The organism is Pseudomonas sp. KBS0710 (assembly GCF_005938045.2).
Taxonomy (GTDB): domain Bacteria; phylum Pseudomonadota; class Gammaproteobacteria; order Pseudomonadales; family Pseudomonadaceae; genus Aquipseudomonas.
Genome location: NZ_VCCF02000001.1, coordinates 4,859,351 through 4,883,157, shown reverse-complemented (window position 1 = coordinate 4,883,157; position 23,807 = coordinate 4,859,351). Strand labels below are relative to the sequence as shown.

Genomic DNA, 23,807 nt, shown 5'->3' with positions numbered 1-23,807 from the left:
TGAGCCCGCCGTCTACCTGGCGCTAATTAAAGAATGTTGAACGGGATGGTGGTCACCAGGCGGAACTCACGGATGTTGCCGTCAGCCTGGTTGGCGCTGGCACGGTGAGTCACGTAGGTACCACGGATGGTGGTGGCCTTGAGTGCGCCGCTCTGAATGGCGTACGAAGTGCCTACACCGTATTCCTGGTGTTTCTCGCCATCCTGGGTCTGGATGCCGTTGTAAGCGAAGCCGGCACGGCCGCCGTCGCCGGTGTAGTGAGTGCCGTCGATGCCCCAGCCGCGAGCCGAGTAGATGTTGAACTTCAGGCCCGGCACGCCGTATTCGGCCATGTTGATACCGTAAGCGATCTGGAACGATTTCTCGTTCGGACCGTTAAAGTCGGACGTCAGGGAGTTGGCCAGGTAGATGCCGTTGGTTTCGTGCAGGTAGTCGAAGTACTCGTTACCGTTAACTTCCTGGTACGAGAAGGTCAGGCTGTGAGCCTGGTGAGTCAGGCCCAGCGACAGCGAGTAAGTGTCGTTGTCGATCTTGCCCATCAACTTTTTGCCTTCGTCCACGGTCTTGTAGTAGTTCAGGCCGGTGGTCAGGCTCAGTTGCTGGCTGTCACCCAGTTCATGGGTAGCGCCGAAGTAGTACTGGTTCCAGAAGTCTTTGACCTGAGCGCCGAAGAAGCTGGTTTTCAGGCTCTTGAACGGCTGGTAGTTCACACCGGCGGTGTAGACGTGATCCGCTTCCTGGCCATTGCCGTATTCAGTACGGAATTTCGACAGGCTCTGTTCGGTACGTGGCGACACGCGGTCGAAGTAAGCGCCCTGGAACGACAGGTTGCTGAATTCTTCGCTGTTCAGTGCGAAACCTTCGAAGCTCGATGGCAGCGCACGGTTGCCGATGGTGTCGACGATGCCGCTGCTGAAGTTCTGACGACCGGCGGTCAAGGTGGTGTTCGAAACACGGAACTTCACGTTGGCCAGGCCCAGTTTGCTCCACTGATCGACTGCATCACCGTCGGAGTCGGCCAGGGTACGGTTGGAGCCACCCTTGATGTCGCGCTTGCTGCGGTCCAGCACGATAGCGTTGTAGGCCGCGACTTCGGTAGCGACGCCCACGGTGCCTTGGGTAAAGCCCGAGCTCAGGTTGAGGATGGTGCCCTGTACCCAGTTGGTACGGTAAGCGTCAGTGCGCGCTTCGCCGTGCTTCTGGTAGGTGAACTTGCCGCCACGGAACTTCTGTTCGTTGGAGAACCAGTTACGGGTGGTACCGCCCAGGCTTGCGCCGTCGACAAAGCCCTTGGCCTCGCTTTGGGCGCTGGTGCCGGCCAGTGTGGTTGGAACGAAGTCCTGGCTCTGGGTTTCCGCAAATGCGGTCGCCGTGATGCTGCTGATGGCCAGGGCCAGAAGCGCTTTGCTGCTCAGTTTCATGGGTGGAGCTCCTTTGGTTCTCTTTTTAATGCCGGTCTTTTTAGGTGAACCGGCTATTGGGTGTGTAACTCGTTCAAGCTAGTGCAAACGTTTGCAGTAGGAAAATTCCCAACAAAAGGCTGCACGTTTGCGAGAGAGCCAGTTTGGCTCCCCACCATCCGGTTATTTTCTTATGGGTTGATACTGACGCCCGAGAACACGTTGCGGCCGAAGGGGCTGACTTTGAAACCTTCGACTTTGGCGCTTAACGGCTGGTTGACCGTCGAGTGGGCGACTGGCGTGATCGGCACTTGCTGTTTAAGCAATTGCTGCGCCTGTTTGTACAGAACAGTCCTTTGTTCGCGGTCGGTCACGACCTTGGCTTGCTTGATCAGCTTGTCGTACGCCGGGTCACACCACATGGAGTAGTTGTTCCCGCCGATGGCGTCGCAGCTGTAAAGAGTGCCCAGCCAGTTGTCCGGGTCACCGTTATCGCCGGTCCAGCCGATCAGGCTGATATCGTGCTCACCGTTCTTGGTGCGCTTGATGTATTCGCCCCATTCGTAGCTGACGATCTTGACCTTGAGGCCGATCTTGGCCCAATCGCTTTGCAGCATTTCGGCCATCAGCTTGGCGTTGGGGTTGTACGGGCGCTGCACCGGCATGGCCCACAGGGTGATCTCGGTGCCTTCTTTAACGCCGGCGGCCTTGAGCAGTTGCTTGGCTTTTTCCGGGTTGTAGGCGGCGTCCTTGATGCTGTCGTCGTAAGACCACTGGGTCGGCGGCATGGCGTTGACCGCCAGTTGGCCAGCGCCCTGGTACACGGCATTGAGGATGCTCTGCTTATTCACCGCCATGTCCAGCGCCTGGCGCACTTCGAGTTGGTCGAACGGTTTGTGGCGCACGTTGTAGGCGATATAGCCGAGGTTGAACCCCGGCTTGGTCAGCAGTTGCAGGTTCGGGTCGGCCTTGAGCGCGTCAACATCAGCCGGGCGTGGATGCAGGGTTACCTGGCACTCGCCGGCCTTGAGCTTTTGCACCCGCACCGATGCGTCGGTATTGATCGCAAAAATCAGTTGGTCCAGCTTCACGCGGCTCGGATCCCAATACTGTTTGTTGCCCACATAACGGATCTGCGAGTCTTTCTGGTAGCGCTGGAATACAAACGGGCCGGTGCCGATCGGCTTCTGGTTGATGTCGCTGGGCTTGCCTTCTTTGAGCAACTGTTCGGCGTATTCGGCCGACAGGATCGAGGCAAAGCTCATGGCGATGTTCTGTACAAACGCGGCGTCAACCGTGTTCAGGGTCATCACCACGGTGTAGGGGCCGGTCTTTTCGACCTTGGCGATGTTCTTGTTCAGGCTCATCCCGTTGAAGTACGGAAACTCGGTAGGGTAGGCCTTGCGAAACGGGTGTTCCGGGTCAAGCATGCGGTTGAAGGTGAACAGCACGTCGTCGGCGTTGAAGTCGCGCGTCGGCTTGAATTCCTTGTTGCTGTGGAACTTCACCCCTTCACGCAGGTGAAAGGTGTAAGTCAGGCCGTCTTCGGAAATATCCCACTTGGATGCCAGCCCAGGCACCACGTTAGTCGCACCTTTTTCGAATTCAACCAGGCGGTTGTACAAAGGCTCCGCCGCGTCGTTGTCGGTGGCGGTGGTGTACTGCGCAGTGTCGAACCCGGCCGGGCTGCCTTCAGAGCAGAACACCAGGCTCTTTTTTTCGGCGGCTTGGCCCATCGTGGCCACAGCCAGCAGGCTGGTGCCAAAAATTGCGGATAGAACAGTGGTATGGCGCATGACGATCCCGATCCTTGTTTGTTGTTGTCATCAGCAAGCAATCACCCAGGCGTCAGGCCTGGGGGACATCACTGATCCCACATACAGCAAGTGCCTTTCCTGGATTGGAGCTTCTGCTGTCCTACGACGGTATGGGTCGCGGAGCTTGCAGTAAATGCGCCAAAACGGATTGACCTTGTAGGCAACGGATGCACAAGTCGCAGTTCATTGCTGTAGGACGGCAATGTTACGGGTGTGGTCCGTTTCCTATGGTCCAGGCGGATGCAATAACGGCGACGTTGTGAAACGTCGCCGCTACTGAGCCTTACTTGCCGCTTACGCTCACGCCGTAGAAGGAGTTCAAGCCAAACGGGCTGATCTTGAAGTCCTGCACGGTGTTGCGCATGGGTTGATACACCGTCGAGTGCGCGATAGGTGTCATCGGGACTGCATCTTTGAGGATATGTTGCGCCTGCTTGTACAGCTCGGTGCGTTTGGCGACATCCGATGTGGCCTTGGCTTCTTTGACGATGCCGTCGAATTTCTTGTCGCACCATTTGGAGAAGTTGTTACCGGCCAGCGAGTCGCAGCCGAACAGCACGTTCAGCCAGTTGTCCGGGTCACCATTGTCACCGCTCCAGCCAATGATCATGGCCTGGTTCTCGCCGCCTTTGGAGCGCTTGATGTACTCGCCCCACTCGTAGCTGACAATGTTGACCTTCAGGCCGATCTGTTTCCAGTCGTTCTGCAGCATCTCGGCCATCAGCTTGGCGTTCGGGTTGTACGGACGTTGAACCGGCATAGCCCACAGGGTGATCTCGGTGCCTTCTTTAACGCCGGCTTCCTTGAGCAGTTCCTTGGCTTTGGCCGGGTCGAACTTCGCATCCTTGATGGTGGTGTCGTAGGACCATTGGGTCGGCGGCATGGCGTTAACGGCCAGTTGGCCTGCGCCCTGGTACACGGAGTCGATGATCTGCTGCTTGTTCACCGACATGTCCAGCGCTTCACGAACGCGCAGGTCAGACAGTGGGTTGGCGGCGGTCTGGCCCTTGAGTACCGGCATAACGTTGTAAGCGATGTAGCCCAGGTTGAAACCGGCCTGGTGCGGCAGTTTCAGGTCCTTGTCTTCGCCCAGTGCCTTAAGGTCGGCCGGACGTGGAAACAGGGTGATCTGGCATTCGTTTTTCTTGAGCTTCTGGATACGCACCGACGGGTCAGTGGTGATGGCGAAGATCAGGTTGTCGATCTTCACGTCATCCGGCTTCCAGTAATCCTTGTTGCCGGTGTAACGAATGTTCGAATCTTTCTGGTAGCTCTTGAATACGAACGGACCAGTGCCGATTGGCTTCTGGTTGATGTCCGCAGGTTTGCCTTCCTTCAACAGCTGGGCGGCGTATTCGGCCGACTGGACGGAAGCGAAGCTCATCGCCAGGTTCTGGATGAAAGCGGCGTCCACGGTGCCAAGGGTGAACTTGACGGTGTGGTCATCGACTTTCTCGATGTTCTTGATGTTGGTGTCCATCCCCATGTCCGTGAAGTACGGGAACTCGGTGGGGTAGGCTTTGCGGAACGGGTCGTCCTTGTTGATCATGCGGTTGAACGTGAACAGCACGTCATCGGCATTGAAGGTACGGGTCGGCTTGAAGTACGAGGTGGTGTGGAACTTCACGCCATCACGCAGGTGGAAGGTGTACGTCAGGCCATCCGGGGAAACGTCCCAGCTGGTGGCCAGCCCAGGAATCACAGCAGTGCCGCCGCGTTCGAACTGGGTCAGACGGTTGAACATGGTTTCGGCCGAGGCATCGAAGTCTGTTCCGGTGGTGTACTGGCCTGGGTCGAAACCGGCCGGGCTCCCTTCAGAGCAGAACACCAGGTTAGTCGCCGCTTGGGCGAAAGGAGCTGCGGCCATAAGGCCAGCGCTAACAAGTAACGGAAGGACTGCGTGTTTAAGCATGTTGGCCTCATGATTTGTTGTCATTTTTGGTGGTGAGGGCGACCTCGTGAGTCGGCCTGCGGATACTTATGCAGGGGCCATACCCATTGCAAGATGCTGAACCGTTGCAAGAGGAAAACTGTGGTACGAACGTACAGGAATGTCGCATTTATGAAAGTTTGTACATAAATGCATATATATAGAGGGTTTTTTCGGTGCATTGCGCGCACCAAAAAAGCCCAGCCGAGGCGTCTGGCGCACTCGGTTGGGGCGCCCTTGTTACTTATCTAGACTGACACCGTAGAACGGCGTCAGCCCAAACGGGCTGATCTTGAAGTCTTGCACTTCTTTACGCAGTGGCTGGAAAACCGTCGAGTTCGCAATAGGCGTTATAGGTACCTGTTCCTTAAGGATTTTTTGCGCCTGTTGATACCACTTGATGCGTTGCTCGCGGTCGTTGCTGACCTTGGCCTGCTGCACCAGTTTGTCGTACGCGGGGTTACACCATTTGGCGTAGTTGCTGCCTTTGACGGCGGCACAACTGTAGAGCACGCCGAGCCAGTTATCGGGGTCGCCGTTGTCACCAGTCCAACCGTAAATCATCGCGTCATGCTCGCCATTTTTGGCGCGTTTGATGTATTCGCCCCATTCGTAGCTGATTATGTTGGCTTTAATACCGACCTTCGCCCAATCCTGTTGGATCATTTGTGCCGATATGCGCGCGTTGGGGTTGGAAGCGCGCTGTACGGTCATGGCCCACAAATTGATGGTGGTACCTGGTGCAACCCCTGCTTCTTTTAGTAGCGCCCGGGCCTTGGTCGGATCGTAGGGCGCATCCTTGATAGAGGGGTCATAAGACCACTGCGCGGGTGGCAGCGCGTTCTGCGCCAATTGCCCGGCGCTTTGGTAAACAGCCTTGATAATTGCCGGCTTATCGATGGCCATGTCCAGCGCCTGGCGCACCTTGAGCTGGTCCAGCGGCGGATGGGTCACGTTGTAGGCCAGGAAGCCCAAATTGAAACCGGCCTGTTGCAGCACGCGCAGGTTGGGGTCTTGTTTCATTATTTCGATGTCGGACGGGCGCGGGTAACCGCTGACCTGGCATTCCCCGGCCTTGAGTTTTTGCAGGCGCGCGGCCGCGTCCGGAGTGATGGCGAATACCAGGTTGTCGAGCTTCACATCCTCGGGCTTCCAATACTGTTTATTGGCCACGTAGCGAATCTGCGAGTCTTTCTGGTAGCGCTTGAACACAAACGGCCCGGTGCCTACCGGCTTCTGATTGATTTGCTCGGCTTTGCCTTCTTTTAACAGCTGGGCGGCGTATTCGGCTGATTGCACCGAGGCGAAGCTCATGGCCAGGTTCTGTACGAACGAAGCGTCGACGTTGTTCAGGTTGAACTGCACGGTGTGCTCGTCGAGTTTTTCGACACTTTTGATCGTGGTGTTCAAGCCCATGTCGGTGAAATACGGCGACTCGGACGGGTAAGCCTTGCGAAACGGGCTGTCGGCATCCAGCAGGCGATTAAAGGTAAACAGCACATCATCCGCGTTGAAGTCGCGGGTGGGCGTGAAGTAATCGGTGGTGTGGAATTTGACCCCGTCGCGCAGGTGGAAAGTGTAGGTCAGACCGTCCTTGGAGACATCCCAGCTGGTTGCAAGGCCAGGTTCTACCTCGGTGCCGCCGCGCTTGAACTGGGTCAGGCGGTTAAAGACGGTTTCAGCGGAGGCATCAAAGTCGGTGCCGCTGGTGTACTGGCTGGGGTCGAAGCCGGCGGGGCTGGCTTCGGAGCAGTAGACCAGGGTGCTGGCGGCGTGAGCCATGGGCATACAGGCCAGGAGGCTGGCGGCGAGTAGCAGTGGTTTAAACGCGATTCTTTCCATGGAGTCCCCTGAAGTGGCTGGCAGCTAAAAATTGCCCAAACGAAAACGGCGGTCACCGAGGTTACCGCCGTTCCGGCTGATCAGGTAGAGAAGGGTCGCTTTAGTTGCGGTGTCGGCCCTCACGCAAGACCAACGTAAAACCCTTTACACTGCTGCTGGCGTAGAGAGCTCTATTTTGGTCGGTGCGGATTTATCAATAACATAACCGTCTCCGCTCACATCATTGCTTGCGCGTATGGTGAATATCCGAGTACTGGTGATATCCAAATCCCGGTTGGTGATGCCCCCGTCCTCGGTCTGTAGTTTGAGACTCCATTTGGTAGTGGCTTTGACGGTGTGGGTATCAGTGGCTGGGTTATATTCAATATTGAAGTATTTCTCGCCTGCTGAAACGCTGTAACCGTCTTTCAATACCGGTGGCATGAGCTCTACAAACGCTGGAAACGATGCACCTTGGTGGGCAATCTCTGAAATGCGGGCTCTTAGATTAGGGTCGGGAATGGTGGCTTCAAGTTTGGCAAGTCTTGTTTTAATCGTTTCCTCATCCGACGTGGATCTGAAATCCAGCTTGGTACGCACCTCGTTACCATTTTCCTTGGTAATGATCGTGTAATCACCGCGGTTCAGGTCAACCGGGAAGCTTGTCGAATACTCGCCATCATAATCGGCCAAGAACCGGGCTCGCTCACCCTCAGTCACTTCGAAATTGCCATCATCAATTTTCCAGGAGACGGTAAGCTTCCTTTTAACGTTTGAACCGTCGCTGTAGAGATTGTTGGTGAGCGTATATTCCTTGTTGTCGTCAATATTCAAGTAGTCGTCAAACTTTTCGGCACCGAGAATTTTCGAACCATCCGACTCAAAAAATCGCTCGGAAAACTTTGGAGTCGACAAAGACTCATCACTTACGGTTGAAGTAATGGGGCGCTCCCAGAACCATCTTCCGCCACCCGTCGACCCGGCTCTCTTCCACACTCCTGTCTCATCAGGGGTGGCAATAATGCCACTGCTCACCAATTGTGTTGGGTCGCTCCGATCTTTTACGCGCAACAAGAAAGCCGTGCCGTCCCACGCATCAGGTGTATCCGCGACGAAATACGTTTCGCCCCTGAACTCTATTTCCTGCATCCCTGGAAAGGATGAGGCGGCCTTTGTCGGAGGGATTACAGCTGTGCTCGCAGGGTTGGTGGCGTTTGTGTCAGCCTTGTTCGAAGTTTCTGGCGCCCGCACGAACTCAAAATCGCTCGTCTGCTCATTGTATTTCCAACTGTACTGCTGCGGCGTCGAGGCGCGAGTAGCGACTGCAGGCTCACCCAGCCCTGCCTCTGCCAGAGAGGGGGCAAGTTCGTGCGCCAGTTGCAGGCCCGATATGACTGCGGCGGCGGTGCCGCCCACGCGATCGTCGGCGGTCATGCCATAAATGGAGTCATGGACACCGAAGTAAATATTGCCCGCGTTGCCAAGGATGGGCACGTAGCCGAACGTGCGCCCCCACAATTCTTTGGCTTCCTTCCACGTTTGCTGCGAGCTGCCAAATACCTCGGTCTGATCGGCCCACTTTGCGTTGTTGGTGTTGAGCACTCGATAACTTTCTGCAATGCCGGATTTCAGGTTTCCGAACTTCAAGTGGTAACTTTGTTTTCGTGATTGGGTGTAGTTGAATGTCTCTCTTACCGGGACTTGTTTGTCGCTGAGGAGGTTGTTGCGCCCCGGGTAGTGTGCATGATTACCCGCAATAAAGTTATCGAGTACATTGCCCGCGGGTGGCCAGTGAGCATCTTTTCCGCCTTGTTTGTCCTGAGCGTTAAAGCTGGCCCGCAGCGCGTCACGATTATCACCGGCCCAACGGGCAAACTCATCATCCCCGTGTATTTCACTGACCGTGCCGTTCTTCAAATCAATCATCAGGCCTTGGTTGGGCCGGGTGTCATAATTGCCGTGATAATTAACGTAAGGGATAAACGCGTAATTGGCCAGTGGATAGCCGTAAATATTGGGGATAAGCACATTCCCGTTTTTGTCCAGCGTGCGGTCAACGGCTATTTGACCTTCGGGCGTCAGCGTTTTATAAATTTCCTTGTCGTTACGCAGACCTTGCAAGATGCCTTTCACAACATAGGCATCGGCTTTCCCCGAGCGCTTTGCCAATGCGCCTGACTCGTCGCTCATGGGCTTGGCTATTTCATCTTTCCAGTGATCTTGAAGCTTCGCACCCAGCGCTTCCAGATCGTTGATCTTGCTGCGGTCCTGTGGCTGGATTTCCATGGTTTGGAAGTTAAACAGGCCGCCTCCCGCTGGTCTATCGTGCTTCAGGGCACCCGCGGCAATTTCCCAGGCAAAATAGGTGCGTGTCTCGGTCGCGGTGTCGTCCTTGACTTCTGGTTTCCACTTCCCCACGTAAGCGTTGAATGTCACTGTGATCTTTTCATGTGGGTCTAACCCAGCGGCCAATATCCCACCGCTGAAGTAGCCGGCAGGCTCCAGAAACTGGCGAGTCTTCTGGAACCTGATATTGCTTTCGCCTTCCTCGCCGCTTTCTATGTGCTGGATTTGCGTTACGACCCGACCGGCATAAGCGTCGATCCGCTTTAGGCGCTCCTCTTGCGTGTAACTCGCTGTGGGCGGGGAAACGCCGAGTGCCCCATAAATGACGCCCTTGGCAAAATCCATCTCATGGGTGGGGGTTGGAGCGGAGTTCGGTTTTTGTCCCGGGCCTGCGGCTCTATCTTCTGAACCGGTCGGCATGCCCGACGTTGTATTTTCTACTGTTGGCTCAGTGTCGATGGCTCGAGTTGGGCGACTGTGTTGAGCATGCGCTGTCATCGGGGGCGGAAGCAGAGGCGAGAGTGTATTCATTATCGGGTCGCTTTATTTATCAGTGATTAACGATGTTTTCTGGGCGCGAAACAGTACGGCTGGCAGTGCGTGCACCGCGCCAGTACGCCATGTCATGATTTTTACAAGGGGCTGATCAGTGTTCTTTTGCCACTAATTAAGTCACGTTTTCGAGTGTGTGATTTATATAAGCCAAAGGGTAAAACTGATCTTGCGGTTATATATTTTTAACAGGGATTACTTGCTATGCTTTTGAAATGTTCGCATAGCGTTACTTATCACTGCGTGGCTAAAAGCGTGCGCAAGGTTCCCCCGTTATGCGTGTGCTCTGTACGAAAAAAGCGCTCATAAGGAGCGGCCTACAGCAACCGGGAAAAAACTTACCGGCTCGTGGTACTAGAAACCAAGGTATAAAAAAAACGGCGCAAGCCCTCAAGGCTGCGCCGTTTGTTTGGAATCGAGACGCTTACTGCAGGACTTCAATCACACCATCAGCACTCATGTTCACCTGGCTGGTGCCGGCTTCTACTTCCGGCGTTGGCGCCGAATCCGCCATGGCCGCTTTCATCATCATCCCGCCATTTCGGGCGTAAGGCATTGGATAGCCGTTGGTGTTGAAGTTCAGGTTGACGATCTTGTAGCCCTTGCCACCCAACGCATCAGTGGCCAATTGGGCGCGGGCCTTGAACGCAGCGACCGCATCCTTGAGCAGCGCATCTTCGCTGGATTTGCGGGTGGCGTCGGCAATGGCGAAGTCCATATTCTCCATTTTCAAGGTATTGAGCAGCTCGCCGGTGAGCTTGGACAATGCCGGGAAGTCGGCGCTTTCCAGGCGCAGTTCAGCGCGCTCGCGCCAGCCGGTGATCTTCTGGTTCTTGTTGTCGTAGATCGGGTAGCTGTTACGGCTGCCTTGGCGCAGGGTGACGCCTTTGACTTCGCGCGCTTCGCCCAGCGCCTTGTTCATGGTGTTGGTGATTTCGGCAGCGAGTTTAGCCGGGTCGGCATTTTGCGACTCGGTATAAAGAGTCACGATCATCTTGTCGCGGGCAACCTCCTGGCTGACCTCGGCGCGCAGGGAGATCTGGTTGTAGTTCAGCCCTTCGGCTGCCAGCGCAGGCAGGCTGGCAAGGGTGGCGACGCCGAGGGTGATAACGGCGGCAGTGCTGATCAAACGTGACATATAAACTCCAGAGGTTGTGCGTAATCGGTATGACTGTAGACGGAGCATTTGGGTTCGTCGGGTTTATGAATACGTAAAAAAAACGCTAACCAACAGCTGTAGGTTGAATCTGAAAAGACTCCGCCAGTCATTTATGTTCCGTCCCGGCGAACCCATCACCCGAACACCTGCGCGTCTCCATGAACAGTTGCGTTAATCCATGCCGGGTCCAAAGGGTCTCGCCATACCGATTGAGGCGGTGTGCCTCCATCGCTGATCAGGATTTGCTTGCCGCTGCGGCTCCAATCCTGCATCCGTCGCTCGAACTGGGCAGGGTAGTCACTGGCAGGGCAGGAGATTCCCGCCCATGGATCCACAACCCAGGCATCAGCCCATTCCGGGCCTTTGAAACCTGAGATGATCTGCCCTCCCTTGGGGCCGCCTACCACGGCAAATGTATGCCCTTTGACTTGCGCAATTCTCGCATCACCGCCGCTGATATTAATGGTGTCAACAGCCACATGGGCCATTTGGTCACAGTTGCCTGCGCCGACTTTCATAATGGCTTCTGAGTAATTGGGGGCAGCAGTCCGTGTATATAGCCAGGTCACGATTTCATCGGCGCTGTATGCACGGGCACCGTCAGCCAAGTCGTTAGGGATACGTTGATTGGCCGATCTTATTCCCGTCGCGTCAAATTGTCGGTCTATCGCCTCGCGTGACGCCTCAGCGAAGAACTTATTTTTATTAGCCGGGGAAAATGAGTTGAACGTCACCGGCATATTCATCGGTTCAAGCGCGATGGGCTTCAGTGCCGTGGGTACATTAAGTTTTTTACCCCAGGCGCGAATGTTCAGCAGTAATTCGCGTTGTTTTTCGTCGCTCAAGCCACTCAGCACGTTTTTGAGCTGCTGGGTTTCGGCGGGCGACAAGTTATTATCGATAACGATATTTTTCAGCAGGTCATCCATGTCAGGCAGTACGACAATGTCTTGATTGGGAGTGCCATTGGCGGCGTAACCATGAATATCTTTGTATTGATCGTGCAGCTCAATCATTCGACTGCTGACGGGGTTGTTATTGGCGGTAATTCGTTGAAAGTCCAGTTGACCCGAGGCGTTAAGTTCCGCGAAGTAAAATACTCCGGTGTCGCCTTCGGCGACGACATAGTTTTTCCCGTTGTACGAAGTCTTATAAGCCCTGAGCGTGCGTTGATCGTCACTGAGGTCACTGATGGGGCCCAGTTTTACAACCACGGTGTCATTGTTGATAGAGCGAGATTGTCCAAGGTTGTCAAAACCGAAGTCCGGCTCATTGACAATACTGCCGGTTACTTGGTTTCGATAAGTGATGGGGGACTGTCTAGGCACCTCAATCAGTTGGTCTCCATTGTTGGGGCTCACTTGGTAAAGTCGATGATCATGGATAACGGTTCTTGGTTGTCCAGTGACTTCCGGGCTTGGCACCAGTCTTCTGTGTTCCAGCGCTTGGGCTTCTTGGTACACCGGTGTTCCGCCCGATTCAATCCACTTGGTGTAGCACAGTCCGTTTAAATCCCGGCGCATCCGAGCATCGGGCGCGCCGCACATCATTTCAAAACCTGCCAGAGGCTCGAAATCACCGGCTGCCCCGACTTCAGTCAATACATCGGGCTTGCTGGGGTCGAAGCGATAGACTTTGTCGCCGACGACCACATCGGTATATTTTTCTCTTCTCAGAATTTGCGGCTTTTCGGCCCAGATGCCATCAGGCACGAGCACACTTTTACCGTCAGGCCCCACTTCGTGTTTGAGTGCAATTGTGCCCGTACCATTTGCGGTTGGCGTTTGATTGTCGACTCGATTGGCTCCTTGACCTGGCAGGGCTCGCCCAGGTACTGACTCAACAGGCGTCTGTTCAACCCCAAGCGATGGTTCAAAGGGCTCTGAAGGCCTTTCGGGAGTGATACGTGGGCCTTCTCCTCCGATGCCTCTCGCCACTACGGGTAACGTGGCATTGAGCACGCCAAATACTAATTTATTGACGCCTCCGGGTTTGCCATGTGCGATGTCGTCGGCACCGATACCGGCCTCAGTCGCTCCTGAAGCAATAGCGAGTACGTCCAATAAAATCGCCGCTTCAGGCATTAACAAAGCGAAGGGGGTGAAGAGCAGAGCAACCATCGCCGCTTTATTGAGGAATTTCTCAATCTCTATTTTTTTAACATCATTGTTACTGGTGATGAGGAGATCTGCGTCGGCGTATGAGCGGCTGCGCTGGCGTTCGCTTACTTCGTCGAAAGGGGAGGCGTGGGGTTCTATCTTGATTTCTTTATCAGGGTTCCACTTGTAGCGATGACCGGGCTTAGGCCAGGCGCCGAGCCCTTCCAGTGTTTCGATAATACCGGCATGCCATTCACTGCCGCTTCTTTCCTTCAATTTGAAGTGCTGTGCAAGCGCTTCGCGCTTCACAGGGTCTGCCGCCCATTTTGCAAGAGTTGCTTTCATCTCCTCCGGTGAGTCGAAAGTGTGTATAGGTGAAGAGTTGCCCGGTATGCAGAGCAAGGTTCGGTGACGTGTCTTACCGTTTTTGACGTCCCCTTTTTTGTCGGTAATAACCATGATGTCGGTTGATGGGTAACGGCCAATTGTGAGTAAGCTGGTCTCTACATTCGGATCCCGAGAAGGCGGTTTAAGTAAACTCTCCATTGAGGTGTCAGCCCATGCAGGCTGATCCGGATCAAGCCCGATGCCGCGCATCAATAGCTGTTTGTCTTTCTCGGCGAGCGTACCTTCCTGTGTTTGGGCGTGCGCAGCCTTTACCAGCGAGGCCTTTATGAGGGTCGGATATTTCTCGCTGTTTTTGTCCCAGAAGTCATTCAGGAACTCAGTGTGAGACCTTTGAAAGTCAGATTTTTTAATCGCGCTCTTGAGCTCGTCGACCGAAAAGGGGAGCTGGGTTGACGGTCCATAGATGGCAGGTTCGGAGGGGGCAGAGACGTAGACTCCCTGGTAGGTATGAGTGACATGCGCGGATTCCCTGCCTGGGTTGGCGCGGCCTCTAACATCAGAGATGGTCGTTACGACTCTCTCCAATTTGTCGACTAATTTGATATCCGGGCCACCCCTGTAGTAAGGGACGTGAGTGCGTTCGGTTTCTGGGATATTTTGTGAGTTCTGAATAAAGGCCTGGGTCAGACTGATTTTGCTGATGATTTGTGCTGGGTAGGGTTTGCCTGCAGTTGTGTTGTATCTGTAAGTCACAATAAACGTGGTGTCGGGGTCGATATTTGCCCCCCATTTTTCTTTGACGAGCTTTTTGACGGTCGTTGCAGCGTCCCGATTGACGTCCTTGAACGACCGCGCAACGTGTTGAACATATTCGTCAACGTCAATGTTTGCTCCAAGGTCGATAGGCGCGGGATCTTTTGAACGGGGCGATACTTCTTTACCTTCAGGCCTGCGAGAGACAAGCATGTAGACCTTTTCCCCAGGCGGTGGCTCGGGGTCAGGTACGACGTCTTGGACCAATTCGTTTTCTGTGGCGTCATCGCGGACTTTCCATTGTTGCGCCGAACTAAAGGAGAGTTTGTGAGGTTGCGAATGCATGGCTGAAGAGCTTGTTTTTCCAGAATCACCGAGGCCTTCTGCGCCTCCCCTCCAGCTCGAGTGTTTCGACTGGGCATCATCAATATTTGGCGCCGATTTATTTTTCTGCTCCAAAACGGGATGAGGCATGGGGATGATTTTCTGGGTAGGAATCGTGCTCAACTTTTCGACTCTTGTGCAGTTAAGGGCCACGATGGGTGGCTGAGCGAGCACGAAGAGTTCCCTGCCGAGCCTGGAAAGCAGCTATGCGCATGTATGATTTGTTACCTACTTGCCCAATATCAATCGTGATGGTTGACGGTGGGAGGCTCCAGGGCTGTGGCCGTTTGCCGCAGTTTCGCTGTCCGTCGCTTTGCTTCGTTTATACTCGTGCCGATCCGCCTGCAGCGCTCACCGGGAGAGCTCATGCTCGCCGCCGTAAAACTGACTTCCGCCACACGCCAGAACCTTTGGCGCCTGACGTTCATCCGCACCCTGGTACTGGCCGCACAGGCCGGTTCCGTCGGGCTTGCCTATTGGTTCGACCTGCTGCCGCTGCCCTGGCTGCAACTGGGTGTGACCCTGGCGTTTTCCACGGTGCTTTGCGCGTTCACTGCCATCCGCTTGCGCACCACGTGGCCGGTGACCGAACTCGAGTATGCGCTGCAGTTGGCCTGCGACTTGTTTATCCACAGCGTGTTGCTTTATTTCTCCGGTGGTTCCACCAACCCGTTTGTTTCGTATTACCTGGTGCCATTGACCATCGCTGCGGTGACTTTGCCATGGCGTTACTCGGTGGTGCTGTCGGGTATTGCGCTGACGCTCTATACCTTGCTGCTGGCGCAGTTCTACCCGCTGCAAACCTTTCCCATTGCCCGCGAAAACCTGCAGATCTACGGGATGTGGCTGAGCTTTGCGCTGTCTGCTGCAGTGATCACCTTCTTCGCTGCACGCATGGCCGAAGAGCTGCGCCGCCAGGAAGAACTGCGCGCCATTCGCCGCGAAGAAGGCCTGCGCGACCAGCAATTGCTGGCTGTCGCCACCCAGGCCGCCGGTGCCGCCCACGAATTGGGCACGCCGCTGGCAACCATGAGCGTGCTGCTTAACGAAATGACCCAGGACCATCACGACCCGGTGTTGCAAGAAGACCTCGGCGTGTTGCGCGAACAGGTCAAGCAATGCAAGCAGACCTTGCAGCAACTGGTGCGCGCCGCCGAAGCCAATCGCCGCCTGGCGGTAGAGATGCAGGACGTGACCCAGTGGCTCGACGAAGCCCTGAACCGCTGGCACCTGATGCGTCCCGAAGCCAGCTACCGTTTTCATTTATTAGGGCAGGGCAGTGTGCCGCGCATGGCGCCGCCGCCGGACCTGACCCAGGCCTTGCTCAACCTGCTGAACAACGCCGCCGACGCCTGCCCCGAAGGCCTGGGCGTACAGCTGGACTGGGACGCCGAAAACGTCACCATCAGTATTCGTGACCACGGCGCGGGCGTGCCGCTGGCCATTGCCGAGCAGATCGGCAAACCCTTCTTTACCACCAAGGGCAAAGGCTTCGGCCTCGGCCTGTTTTTGAGCAAGGCCAGCGTGACCCGCGCGGGCGGCTCAGTGAAGCTCTATAGTCATGAGGAAGGTGGCACGCTCACCGAGCTGCGCCTGCCCCGTGTCGCACGAGGAGATATCGATGAGTGACGAGATCCAAGTCGAAGGCGAAGAACTGCCGCACCTGTTGCTGGTAGATGACGACGCCACCTTTACCCGCGTGATGGCGCGCGCCATGAGCCGTCGCGGCTTTCGCGTGAGCACCGCAGGTTCTGCCGAAGAAGGCCTGGCCATCGCCCTGGCCGACCTGCCGGACTACGCCGCGCTCGACCTGAAAATGGACGGCGACTCCGGCCTGGTGCTGCTGCCCAAGCTGCTGGAGCTTGACCCGGAAATGCGCGTGGTGATCCTCACCGGTTACTCCAGCATCGCCACTGCCGTCGAGGCCATCAAGCGCGGTGCCTGCAACTACCTGTGCAAGCCGGCGGACGCCGATGACGTGCTGGCTGCCTTGCTCTCCGAGCACGCCGACCTCGACACCCTGGTGCCGGAAAACCCGATGTCGGTGGACCGCCTGCAGTGGGAACACATCCAGCGCGTGCTCACCGAACACGAAGGCAATATCTCCGCAACCGCCCGCGCGCTGGGCATGCACCGGCGTACGCTGCAACGAAAGCTGCAAAAACGCCCGGTACGGCGCTGAACAAAGTCTGAACAATCCGCTTCAGGCTGCACGGAGCCCTGAACCGATCGTCTATGATCGGTTCAAACGCCTGTCACATTTTCTTACAGAGCCTGAACGATGAATCAGAACGCTGAGTATTCCGCGGTCAACGACGCGGTGCGTGGGCATTTTTTTCGCCGAACCTGGGCGTTGATAGCGCCTTACTGGCGCAGCGAAGAGAAGGGCAAGGCCTGGGTGTTGCTGGCAGCAGTGATTGCTCTGTCGCTGTTCAGTGTGGCCTTTTCCGTTTGGATCAACCATTGGTACAAGGACTTCTACAACGCCTTGGAGAAGAAGGACACGGCCGCCTTCTGGCAACTGATCGGCTATTTCTGCATGCTCGCCGCCGTGGCGATTGTCGCTGCGGTCTACCGCCTGTACCTGACTCAGATGCTGACGATTCGCTGGCGTGCCTGGCTCACCGAAAAGTATTTCGCACGCTGGCTTAGCCACAAGAACTACTACCAGTTGGAGCAGGGCGGCTATACCGATAACCCGGACCAACGTATTTCCGAAGACCTCAATAACTTCACGTCGACGACGTTGAGCTTGAGTCTGGGGCTGCTGCGCAACGTCGTCAGCCTGGTGTCGTTCTCGATCATCCTGTGGGGTGTGTCGGGCAGCATCGAAGTCTTCGGTATCACCATCCCCGGCTACATGTTCTGGTGCGCGCTGCTGTATGCCGCCGTCGGCAGTTGGCTGACGCACCTGATCGGCCGTCGTTTGATCGGCCTTAGCAACCAGCAGCAACGTTTCGAAGCAGACTTGCGTTTCTCCATGGTGCGCGTGCGGGAAAATGCCGAAAGCATTGCTTTGTACAATGGCGAGCCAAACGAAAATCAGCGTTTGAGTGCGCGGTTCGGCAAGGTCTGGCACAACTATTGGGACATCATGAAAGTGTCCAAGCGCCTGACATTTTTCACCGCCGGTTATGAGCAGATCGCCATCGTCTTTGCGTTTATCGTGGCGGCACCGCGCTATTTCTCCGGCAAGATCGAACTGGGCGAGCTGATGCAAATCAACTCGGCGTTCGGCAATGTGCAGGGCAACTTCAGCTGGTTTATCACCGCTTACTCCGACCTCGCCAGCTGGCGCGCGACCAGTGACCGTTTGCTGAGCTTCCACCAGGCCATGAGCGAAAACGAGCAACGTGCTCCGGCCATTGATGTTCACCCGCAAGGTGAGCAACTGGTGGTGAAAGACCTGGGCATGGACCTGGCCGACGGCCGCCACCTGCTCACCGACGCCGACATGACCGTAGAGCCTGGCCAGCGCGTGATGCTCAGTGGCCGTTCCGGTAGCGGCAAAAGTACGTTGCTGCGTGCCATGGGCAACTTGTGGCCAGCGGGCCACGGCAGCATTCGCCTGCCGGCGGCGCGTTATCTGTTCCTGCCGCAAAAGCCTTACTTGCCGATTGGCAGCCTGAAGGCGGTGTTGAGTTATCCACAAGATGACAGCGCCTACTCGGCCGAACGTTATGCACAGGTCCTGGAAACCTGCCGCTTGCCGCATCTGGTCAGCCGTCTGGATGAGGCCAACCATTGGCAGCGCATGCTCTCGCCCGGTGAGCAACAACGCCTGGCCTTTGCCCGCGCCTTGTTGTTCGCGCCGCAGTGGATGTACATGGACGAAGCGACCTCGGCCATGGATGAAGAGGATGAAGCAACCTTGTATCAGGCGTTGATCGATGAACTGCCGGGGCTGAGCATCGTCAGCGTCGGCCATCGCAGCAGCCTCAAGCGTTTTCATGGGAGGCATGTGCGGATTGAGGGTGGGTTGTTGCAGGAGCAACCCGTGTCCTGAGGTCACACTCGATCAAAATGTGGGAGCGGGCTTGCTCGCGAATGCGGTCTGTCAGTTGCAGTTGTTTTGACTGATCCATCGCTTTCGCGAGCAAGCCCGCTCCCACAGTGGATCTCCACTGTTCTGGAGAATGAGCACCCACAAAAAAGCCCGGCTGATCATCGATCAACCGGGCTTTTTAGTGTTTGAAAAAAACTTACTTCTTCAAACCGTAATGCTCATCCAGCATGCCTGGGGCGTTCGGCGTTTTTGGCGCGTAGTCCCGTGGTGGCTCCTGGTTTTCCCGCGGTGGCGTCAGGCGCTCCCGTGGGGCTTGCGGTGCATCGGAATGCAGCGCGGCCAGCAGACGCTGGCGGGTGATGTCGTCGAGGGCGAGGCGGTTGGCGCCATCGGCGAGATGATCCTGTACTTCCTGGTAGCTCTGGGTGAGCTTCTTGACCAGGGTCGCGGTGCTGTTGAAGTGGGTAACAACCTCGTTCTGATAACTGTCAAAACGTTCCTGAATGTCATCCAGCTGACGTTGCGTGCGGTTAGGCGCGGCATTCGGCAGCAAGCGGGCAACCAGGAATCCAATGGCGACACCGGCAACCAGGGCAAGAGTCGGCAACAACCAAACTAAGAGCGAGTGTTCCACGAGTCCTTCCTCTATAAACGGCTTTGCTTTACGTTAACGGCTCGGACCTGCGCTGTATACCGCGATTAAGCTCGCAATGATGCCATGCACAGACTTTTAGCTAGACGAGTCGACCCTTTGAGAGGTCACGGAGTTCATTCCTTGCTCATGCGTGAAACCCCCGTTTTGATCGCTGGCCCGGTGGGCCAATTGGAAGCCTTGTACCTGGATCACCCCGAGCCACGTGGCCTGGCGCTGATCTGCCACCCTAACCCGGTGCAAGGCGGGACCATGCTCAATAAAGTCGTTTCGACCCTGCAGCGCACTGCCCGCGATGCTGGTTTGATTACTTTACGTTTCAATTACCGTGGCGTCGGCGCGAGTGCCGGTACTCACGACATGGCCACCGGTGAAGTGGATGATGCCGAAGCGGCTGCCACCTGGCTGCGGGAAAAACACCCCGACCTGCCGATCACCTTGCTCGGTTTTTCCTTCGGCGGTTATGTCGCGGCCAGCCTCGGCGGCCGACTGGAAGCCAAGGGCGAAAAGCTGTCGCACTTGTTCATGGTCGCCGCTGCGGTGATGCGCCTGCGTGATAGCGACGTGCTGCCCCAAGGTTGCCCACTGACCCTGATCCAGCCGGAAACCGACGAAGTGGTCGACCCGCAACTGGTCTACGACTGGTCCGCCGCCCTCAAACGCCCCCATGAGCTGCTGAAAGTGGCAGAATGCGGACACTTTTTTCATGGCAAGCTCACCGATCTCAAGGATCTGGTGCTGCCGCGCCTCTCGAATTGATAGCAGTCTGATAAGCGATTACCCATGACGACTCGTACCCGTATCCTCACCGGCATCACCACCACCGGCACGCCGCACCTGGGCAACTACGCCGGTGCGATCCGCCCGGCGATCCTCGCCAGCCAGGACGCGAATGCCGATTCCTTCTACTTCCTGGCCGACTACCACGCCCTGATCAAGTGCGATGACCCGCAGCGCATCCAGCGCTCGCGCATGGAAATCGCCGCGACCTGGCTGGCCGGTGGCCTGGATGTGAACCGGGTGACCTTCTATCGCCAGTCCGACATCCCGGAAATCCCTGAACTGACCTGGCTGCTGACCTGTGTTGCCGCCAAGGGCCTGCTCAACCGCGCCCACGCCTACAAGGCCTCGGTGGACAAGAACGTCGAAGCCGGCGAAGACCCGGATGCGGGCATCAGCATGGGCCTGTACAGCTACCCGGTGCTGATGGCGGCGGACATCTTGATGTTCAATGCGCACAAGGTGCCGGTCGGCCGTGACCAGATCCAACACGTGGAAATGGCCCGCGACATTGGCCAGCGCTTCAACCACCTGTTCGGCAACGGTAAAGAATTCTTCACCATGCCCGAGGCGTTGATCGAAGAAAGCGTCGCCACCTTGCCGGGCCTGGATGGCCGCAAGATGTCCAAGAGCTACGACAACACCATCCCGTTGTTCACCAGCGCCAAGGACATGAAGGACGCGATCTCGCGGATCGTCACCGATTCGCGTGCGCCTGGCGAAGCCAAAGACCCGGATAACTCGCATCTGTTTACCTTGTTCCAGGCATTTGCCAGCAAGGCTCAGGAACAAGAGTTCCGCGCCGAACTGCTGCAAGGCCTGGGCTGGGGCGAAGCGAAGAACCGCCTGTTCCAACTGCTCGACGGCCAGCTTGGCGAGCCGCGCGAGCGTTACCACCAGTTGATGTCGCGCCCCTCGGACATGGAAGACCTGCTGCTGATCGGTGCCAAAAAAGCCCGCGCCGTGGCCGCGCCGTTCCTTGCCGAGCTGCGCGAAGCCGTGGGCCTGCGCTCGTTCGTCAACCAGGCCGCCGCGCCGGTTGCGGCCAAGAAAAAAGCCGCGAAAGCTGCGCGCTTCGTGAGCTTCCGTGAAGACGACGGCAGCTTCCGCTTCCGCCTGCTGTCGGCCGATGGCGAGCAATTGCTGTTGTCGCGCAACTTTACCGACGGCAAAACAGCGGGCGCCGTGACCAAGCAACTGCAAAGCGGCGACGCGCTGGATGTACGCACTGAGGCCGTACGCTTCAGCGTATGGCTGGACGGTGCGGCCGTGGCCGACAGCGCCGAATTTGCCGACGAAACGTCGCGCGATGCAGCCATCGCCGCCTTGCGCGTTGCGTTGACCCCCATCGAGGATTAACCCGACCAAGGGTTGATTGCCATTATCCAGGGCCGTCGTTACAGTGACGGCCCGTTTTTGTTGCCTTGCTAACGAAATTATGACGCCCCTAGAACGATATCAAGCTGATCTGAAACGCCCTGAGTTCTTCCATGACGCGGCCCAGGAAAATGCGGTGCGTCATTTGCAGCGCCTGTACGACGACCTGGTCGCGGCCTCGCACAACAAGCCAGGGATGTTCAGCAAGCTGTTTGGCAAGAAAGACCACGCGCCGGTCAAAGGCCTGTACTTCTGGGGTGGCGTGGGCCGCGGCAAGACCTACCTGGTCGACACCTTCTTCGAAGCGCTGCCCTTTAAGGAAAAGGTGCGTACGCACTTCCACCGCTTCATGAAGCGTGTGCACGAAGAGATGAAGACGCTGCCGGGCGAGAAGAACCCGCTGACCATCATTGCCAAGCGCTTCTCCGACGAAGCGCGGGTCATCTGTTTCGATGAGTTTTTCGTCTCCGACATCACCGACGCCATGATCCTCGGCACCCTGATGGAAGAGCTGTTCAAGAACGGTGTGACTCTGGTCGCAACCTCGAACATCGTGCCTGACGGCCTGTACAAGGACGGCCTGCAACGTGCGCGCTTCCTGCCGGCCATCGCGCTGATCAAGCAGAACACCGAGATCGTCAACGTCGACAGCGGCGTCGATTACCGTCTGCGTCACCTTGAGCAGGCCGAGTTGTTCCATTTCCCGCTGAACGAAGCGGCGCACGAAAGCCTGAAAAAGAGCTTCCGCGCGCTGACGCCGGAATGCACCCAGGCGGTGGAAAACGACAAGCTGATGATCGAGAACCGCGAAATCATCGCCTTGCGTACCTGCGATGACGTGGCCTGGTTCGAGTTCCGCCAGCTGTGCGACGGCCCGCGTAGCCAGAACGACTACATCGAGCTGGGCAAGATCTTCCACGCGGTGATCTTGAGCGGCGTGGAGCAGATGAGCGTCACCACCGATGACATCGCGCGACGTTTCATCAACATGGTCGATGAGTTCTACGACCGTAACGTCAAGCTGATCATCTCGGCGGAAGTCGAGCTCAAGGACCTCTACACCGGCGGTCGTTTGAACTTCGAATTCCAGCGCACCCTGAGCCGCTTGCTGGAAATGCAGTCCCACGAGTTCCTGTCGCGCGGGCACAAGCCTTAAAAGCAACCCAGATCAAATGTGGGAGCGGGCTTGCTCGCGAATGCGGTGAATCAGTTAAAGATGCATTGACTGACACACTGCATTCGCGAGCAAGCCCGCTCCCACATTTTTTACCGTGTTGAGTCTGGCTTACGCGGCTTGCTGGAACTGTTGCCGATACTGGTTCGGCGACAGCTCGGTGTGCTGCCGGAACAGCCGCGCAAAGAAGCTCGCATCGTCGTAACCCACCTCATAGCTGATGGTCTTGATGCTTTTGCGGCTGCCCGAGAGCAAACCTTTGGCCGTCTCGATGCGCAGCCTTTGCAGGTAATGCAGCGGCTTGTCGCCGGTGGCTGTCTGGAAGCGGCGCATGAAGTTGCGGATACTCATGCCATGTTCCCGGGCGACGTCTTCGAAGCGGAACTTGTCGGCGAAGTGTTCCTCGAGCCAGTGCTGGATCTGCAGGATGATCACGTCCTGGTGCAGCTTCTGCCCGCCAAAACCGATGCGCCCTGGCGCGTAGTTGCGCTGCACTTCGTAAAGGATGTCACGGGAAACAGCCTGCGCGATGTTGGCGCCGCAGAAACGCTCGATCAGGTAGATGTAAAGGTCGCAGGCTGAGGTAGTGCCGCCGGCGCAGTAGAGGTTGTCGGCGTCGGTGAGGTGCTTGTCCTGGTTGAGCTGCACCTTGGGGAAACGCTCGCTGAAGGCGTTGAAGAAGCGCCAGTAGGTGGTTGCCTCCTTGCCATCGAGCAGCCCGGCTTCGGCCAGCCAGAACACCCCGGTGGCTTCACCACACAGCACCGCGCCACGTGCATGTTGCTCGCGCAACCAGGGCAGCACTTGCGGGTAGCGGGTGCACAGCGCCTCGAAGTCATCCCAGAAGGCCGGCAACACGATGATGTCGGCGTTTTCCAGGCCGCCGTCCACCGGCATGATCACATCGCTGAAGCTGCGCACTGACTGCCCGTCGGGGCTGACCAGGCGCGTTTCGAATGCCGGGGTCAGGCCCAGGCCTTGCTGCTTGCCGTAACGCAGGCTGGCGAGGTGGAAGAAATCCTTGGCTTGCATGAGGGTGGAAGCGAATACCCGATCAATGGCCAAAATGCTGACGCGCCGCAAGGGCGTGGAGATTTGGTTAGACATAATTTCATTTATTCTTATAGGGGAAAGTGGTCACCAGACGGCTGGATCGTCTTATTTTTTGTCGCATGTGTCCAGTGTCCTGTGACGCCTTCGCGGCATAGG

15 protein-coding genes are annotated in these 23,807 nt (G+C 56.7%); 6 read left to right on the top strand and 9 right to left on the bottom strand.

The window, feature by feature from the left end; genetic code table 11:
• Window positions 1-26: 26 nt before the first annotated feature.
• The 7 genes from FFI16_RS22360 to FFI16_RS22330 form a co-directional block, all read right to left on the bottom strand.
• A complete protein-coding gene (locus tag FFI16_RS22360; protein WP_138816862.1) occupies window positions 27-1,421 on the bottom strand; it encodes an OprD family porin in 1,395 nt (464 codons plus the stop codon).
• Between the two features lie 170 nt (window positions 1,422-1,591).
• Window positions 1,592-3,136 carry an ABC transporter substrate-binding protein gene (locus tag FFI16_RS22355; RefSeq protein WP_371923631.1) on the bottom strand — a complete coding sequence of 515 codons (1,545 nt, stop codon included), beginning with the start codon at window positions 3,134-3,136 and terminating at the stop codon, window positions 1,592-1,594.
• A 364-nt stretch (window positions 3,137-3,500) separates the two neighbouring features.
• Window positions 3,501-5,129, bottom strand: a complete 1,629-nt coding sequence (locus FFI16_RS22350; protein ID WP_138816860.1) for an ABC transporter substrate-binding protein — start codon at window positions 5,127-5,129, stop codon at window positions 3,501-3,503.
• A gap of 258 nt (window positions 5,130-5,387) precedes the next feature.
• Window positions 5,388-6,989 carry an ABC transporter substrate-binding protein gene (locus tag FFI16_RS22345; RefSeq protein WP_138816859.1) on the bottom strand — a complete coding sequence of 534 codons (1,602 nt, stop codon included), beginning with the start codon at window positions 6,987-6,989 and terminating at the stop codon, window positions 5,388-5,390.
• A gap of 144 nt (window positions 6,990-7,133) precedes the next feature.
• Window positions 7,134-9,845 carry a hypothetical protein gene (locus FFI16_RS22340; RefSeq protein ID WP_138816858.1) on the bottom strand — a complete coding sequence of 904 codons (2,712 nt, stop codon included), beginning with the start codon at window positions 9,843-9,845 and terminating at the stop codon, window positions 7,134-7,136.
• Window positions 9,846-10,290: 445 nt separating this feature from the next.
• On the bottom strand, window positions 10,291-11,004 hold the full coding sequence (locus tag FFI16_RS22335; protein ID WP_138816857.1) for an SIMPL domain-containing protein: 714 nt from the start codon (window positions 11,002-11,004) through the stop codon (window positions 10,291-10,293).
• Between the two features lie 155 nt (window positions 11,005-11,159).
• Window positions 11,160-14,732 carry a dermonecrotic toxin domain-containing protein gene (locus FFI16_RS22330; RefSeq protein ID WP_138816856.1) on the bottom strand — a complete coding sequence of 1,191 codons (3,573 nt, stop codon included), beginning with the start codon at window positions 14,730-14,732 and terminating at the stop codon, window positions 11,160-11,162.
• Between the two features lie 243 nt (window positions 14,733-14,975).
• Between FFI16_RS22330 and FFI16_RS22325 the strand changes: the two genes are divergently transcribed.
• The 3 genes from FFI16_RS22325 (at window position 14,976) to FFI16_RS22315 (ending at window position 18,615) form a co-directional block, all read left to right on the top strand.
• Entirely contained in the window at window positions 14,976-16,238 is a 1,263-nt protein-coding gene (locus tag FFI16_RS22325; protein ID WP_017138277.1) for an ATP-binding protein, read from the top strand.
• The gene (locus FFI16_RS22320) at window positions 16,231-16,791 is read left to right on the top strand and encodes a response regulator transcription factor (protein WP_138816855.1); all 561 of its coding nucleotides are present in this window, start codon (window positions 16,231-16,233) and stop codon (window positions 16,789-16,791) included. The genes FFI16_RS22325 and FFI16_RS22320 overlap by 8 nt, the downstream gene beginning before the upstream one ends.
• Window positions 16,792-16,890: 99 nt before the next feature.
• Entirely contained in the window at window positions 16,891-18,615 is a 1,725-nt protein-coding gene (locus FFI16_RS22315) for an ABC transporter ATP-binding protein/permease (protein ID WP_138816854.1), read from the top strand.
• Between the two features lie 196 nt (window positions 18,616-18,811).
• On the opposite strand, the gene FFI16_RS22310 is transcribed toward FFI16_RS22315, so the two are convergent.
• A complete protein-coding gene (locus FFI16_RS22310) occupies window positions 18,812-19,249 on the bottom strand; it encodes a YhcB family protein (protein ID WP_017138275.1) in 438 nt (145 codons plus the stop codon).
• 147 nt (window positions 19,250-19,396) lie between these two features.
• Here FFI16_RS22310 and FFI16_RS22305 point away from each other — a divergent pair, with 147 nt between their 5' ends.
• The 3 genes from FFI16_RS22305 to zapE all read left to right on the top strand — a co-directional run bounded on the left by FFI16_RS22305 (window position 19,397) and on the right by zapE (window position 22,580).
• Window positions 19,397-20,026: an alpha/beta hydrolase gene (locus FFI16_RS22305; protein ID WP_138816853.1), complete on the top strand. Its 630-nt coding sequence runs from the start codon at window positions 19,397-19,399 to the stop codon at window positions 20,024-20,026.
• 24 nt (window positions 20,027-20,050) lie between these two features.
• Complete coding sequence (locus FFI16_RS22300; protein ID WP_138816852.1) at window positions 20,051-21,406, top strand: tryptophan--tRNA ligase; 1,356 nt, start codon at window positions 20,051-20,053, stop codon at window positions 21,404-21,406.
• A gap of 79 nt (window positions 21,407-21,485) precedes the next feature.
• Window positions 21,486-22,580: a cell division protein ZapE gene (gene zapE / locus FFI16_RS22295; protein WP_099486259.1), complete on the top strand. Its 1,095-nt coding sequence runs from the start codon at window positions 21,486-21,488 to the stop codon at window positions 22,578-22,580.
• A 129-nt stretch (window positions 22,581-22,709) separates the two neighbouring features.
• On the opposite strand, the gene FFI16_RS22290 is transcribed toward zapE, so the two are convergent.
• On the bottom strand, window positions 22,710-23,630 hold the full coding sequence (locus FFI16_RS22290; RefSeq protein WP_178112749.1) for a GlxA family transcriptional regulator: 921 nt from the start codon (window positions 23,628-23,630) through the stop codon (window positions 22,710-22,712).
• Window positions 23,631-23,807 lie beyond the last annotated feature (177 nt).

Coding starts and splice junctions, on each gene's coding strand:
- FFI16_RS22340 (WP_138816858.1), bottom strand. CDS start 9,845: ATGAATACACTCTCGCCTCTGCTTCCGCCCCCGATGACAGCGCATGCT.
- FFI16_RS22335 (WP_138816857.1), bottom strand. CDS start 11,004: ATGTCACGTTTGATCAGCACTGCCGCCGTTATCACCCTCGGCGTCGCC.
- FFI16_RS22350 (WP_138816860.1), bottom strand. CDS start 5,129: ATGCTTAAACACGCAGTCCTTCCGTTACTTGTTAGCGCTGGCCTTATG.
- FFI16_RS22345 (WP_138816859.1), bottom strand. CDS start 6,989: ATGGAAAGAATCGCGTTTAAACCACTGCTACTCGCCGCCAGCCTCCTG.
- FFI16_RS22290 (WP_178112749.1), bottom strand. CDS start 23,630: ATGCAAGCCAAGGATTTCTTCCACCTCGCCAGCCTGCGTTACGGCAAG.
- FFI16_RS22315 (WP_138816854.1), top strand. CDS start 16,891: ATGAATCAGAACGCTGAGTATTCCGCGGTCAACGACGCGGTGCGTGGG.
- FFI16_RS22305 (WP_138816853.1), top strand. CDS start 19,397: ATGCGTGAAACCCCCGTTTTGATCGCTGGCCCGGTGGGCCAATTGGAA.
- FFI16_RS22300 (WP_138816852.1), top strand. CDS start 20,051: ATGACGACTCGTACCCGTATCCTCACCGGCATCACCACCACCGGCACG.
- zapE (WP_099486259.1), top strand. CDS start 21,486: ATGACGCCCCTAGAACGATATCAAGCTGATCTGAAACGCCCTGAGTTC.
- FFI16_RS22320 (WP_138816855.1), top strand. CDS start 16,231: ATGAGTGACGAGATCCAAGTCGAAGGCGAAGAACTGCCGCACCTGTTG.
- FFI16_RS22360 (WP_138816862.1), bottom strand. CDS start 1,421: ATGAAACTGAGCAGCAAAGCGCTTCTGGCCCTGGCCATCAGCAGCATC.
- FFI16_RS22355 (WP_371923631.1), bottom strand. CDS start 3,136: ATGGGCCAAGCCGCCGAAAAAAAGAGCCTGGTGTTCTGCTCTGAAGGC.
- FFI16_RS22325 (WP_017138277.1), top strand. CDS start 14,976: ATGCTCGCCGCCGTAAAACTGACTTCCGCCACACGCCAGAACCTTTGG.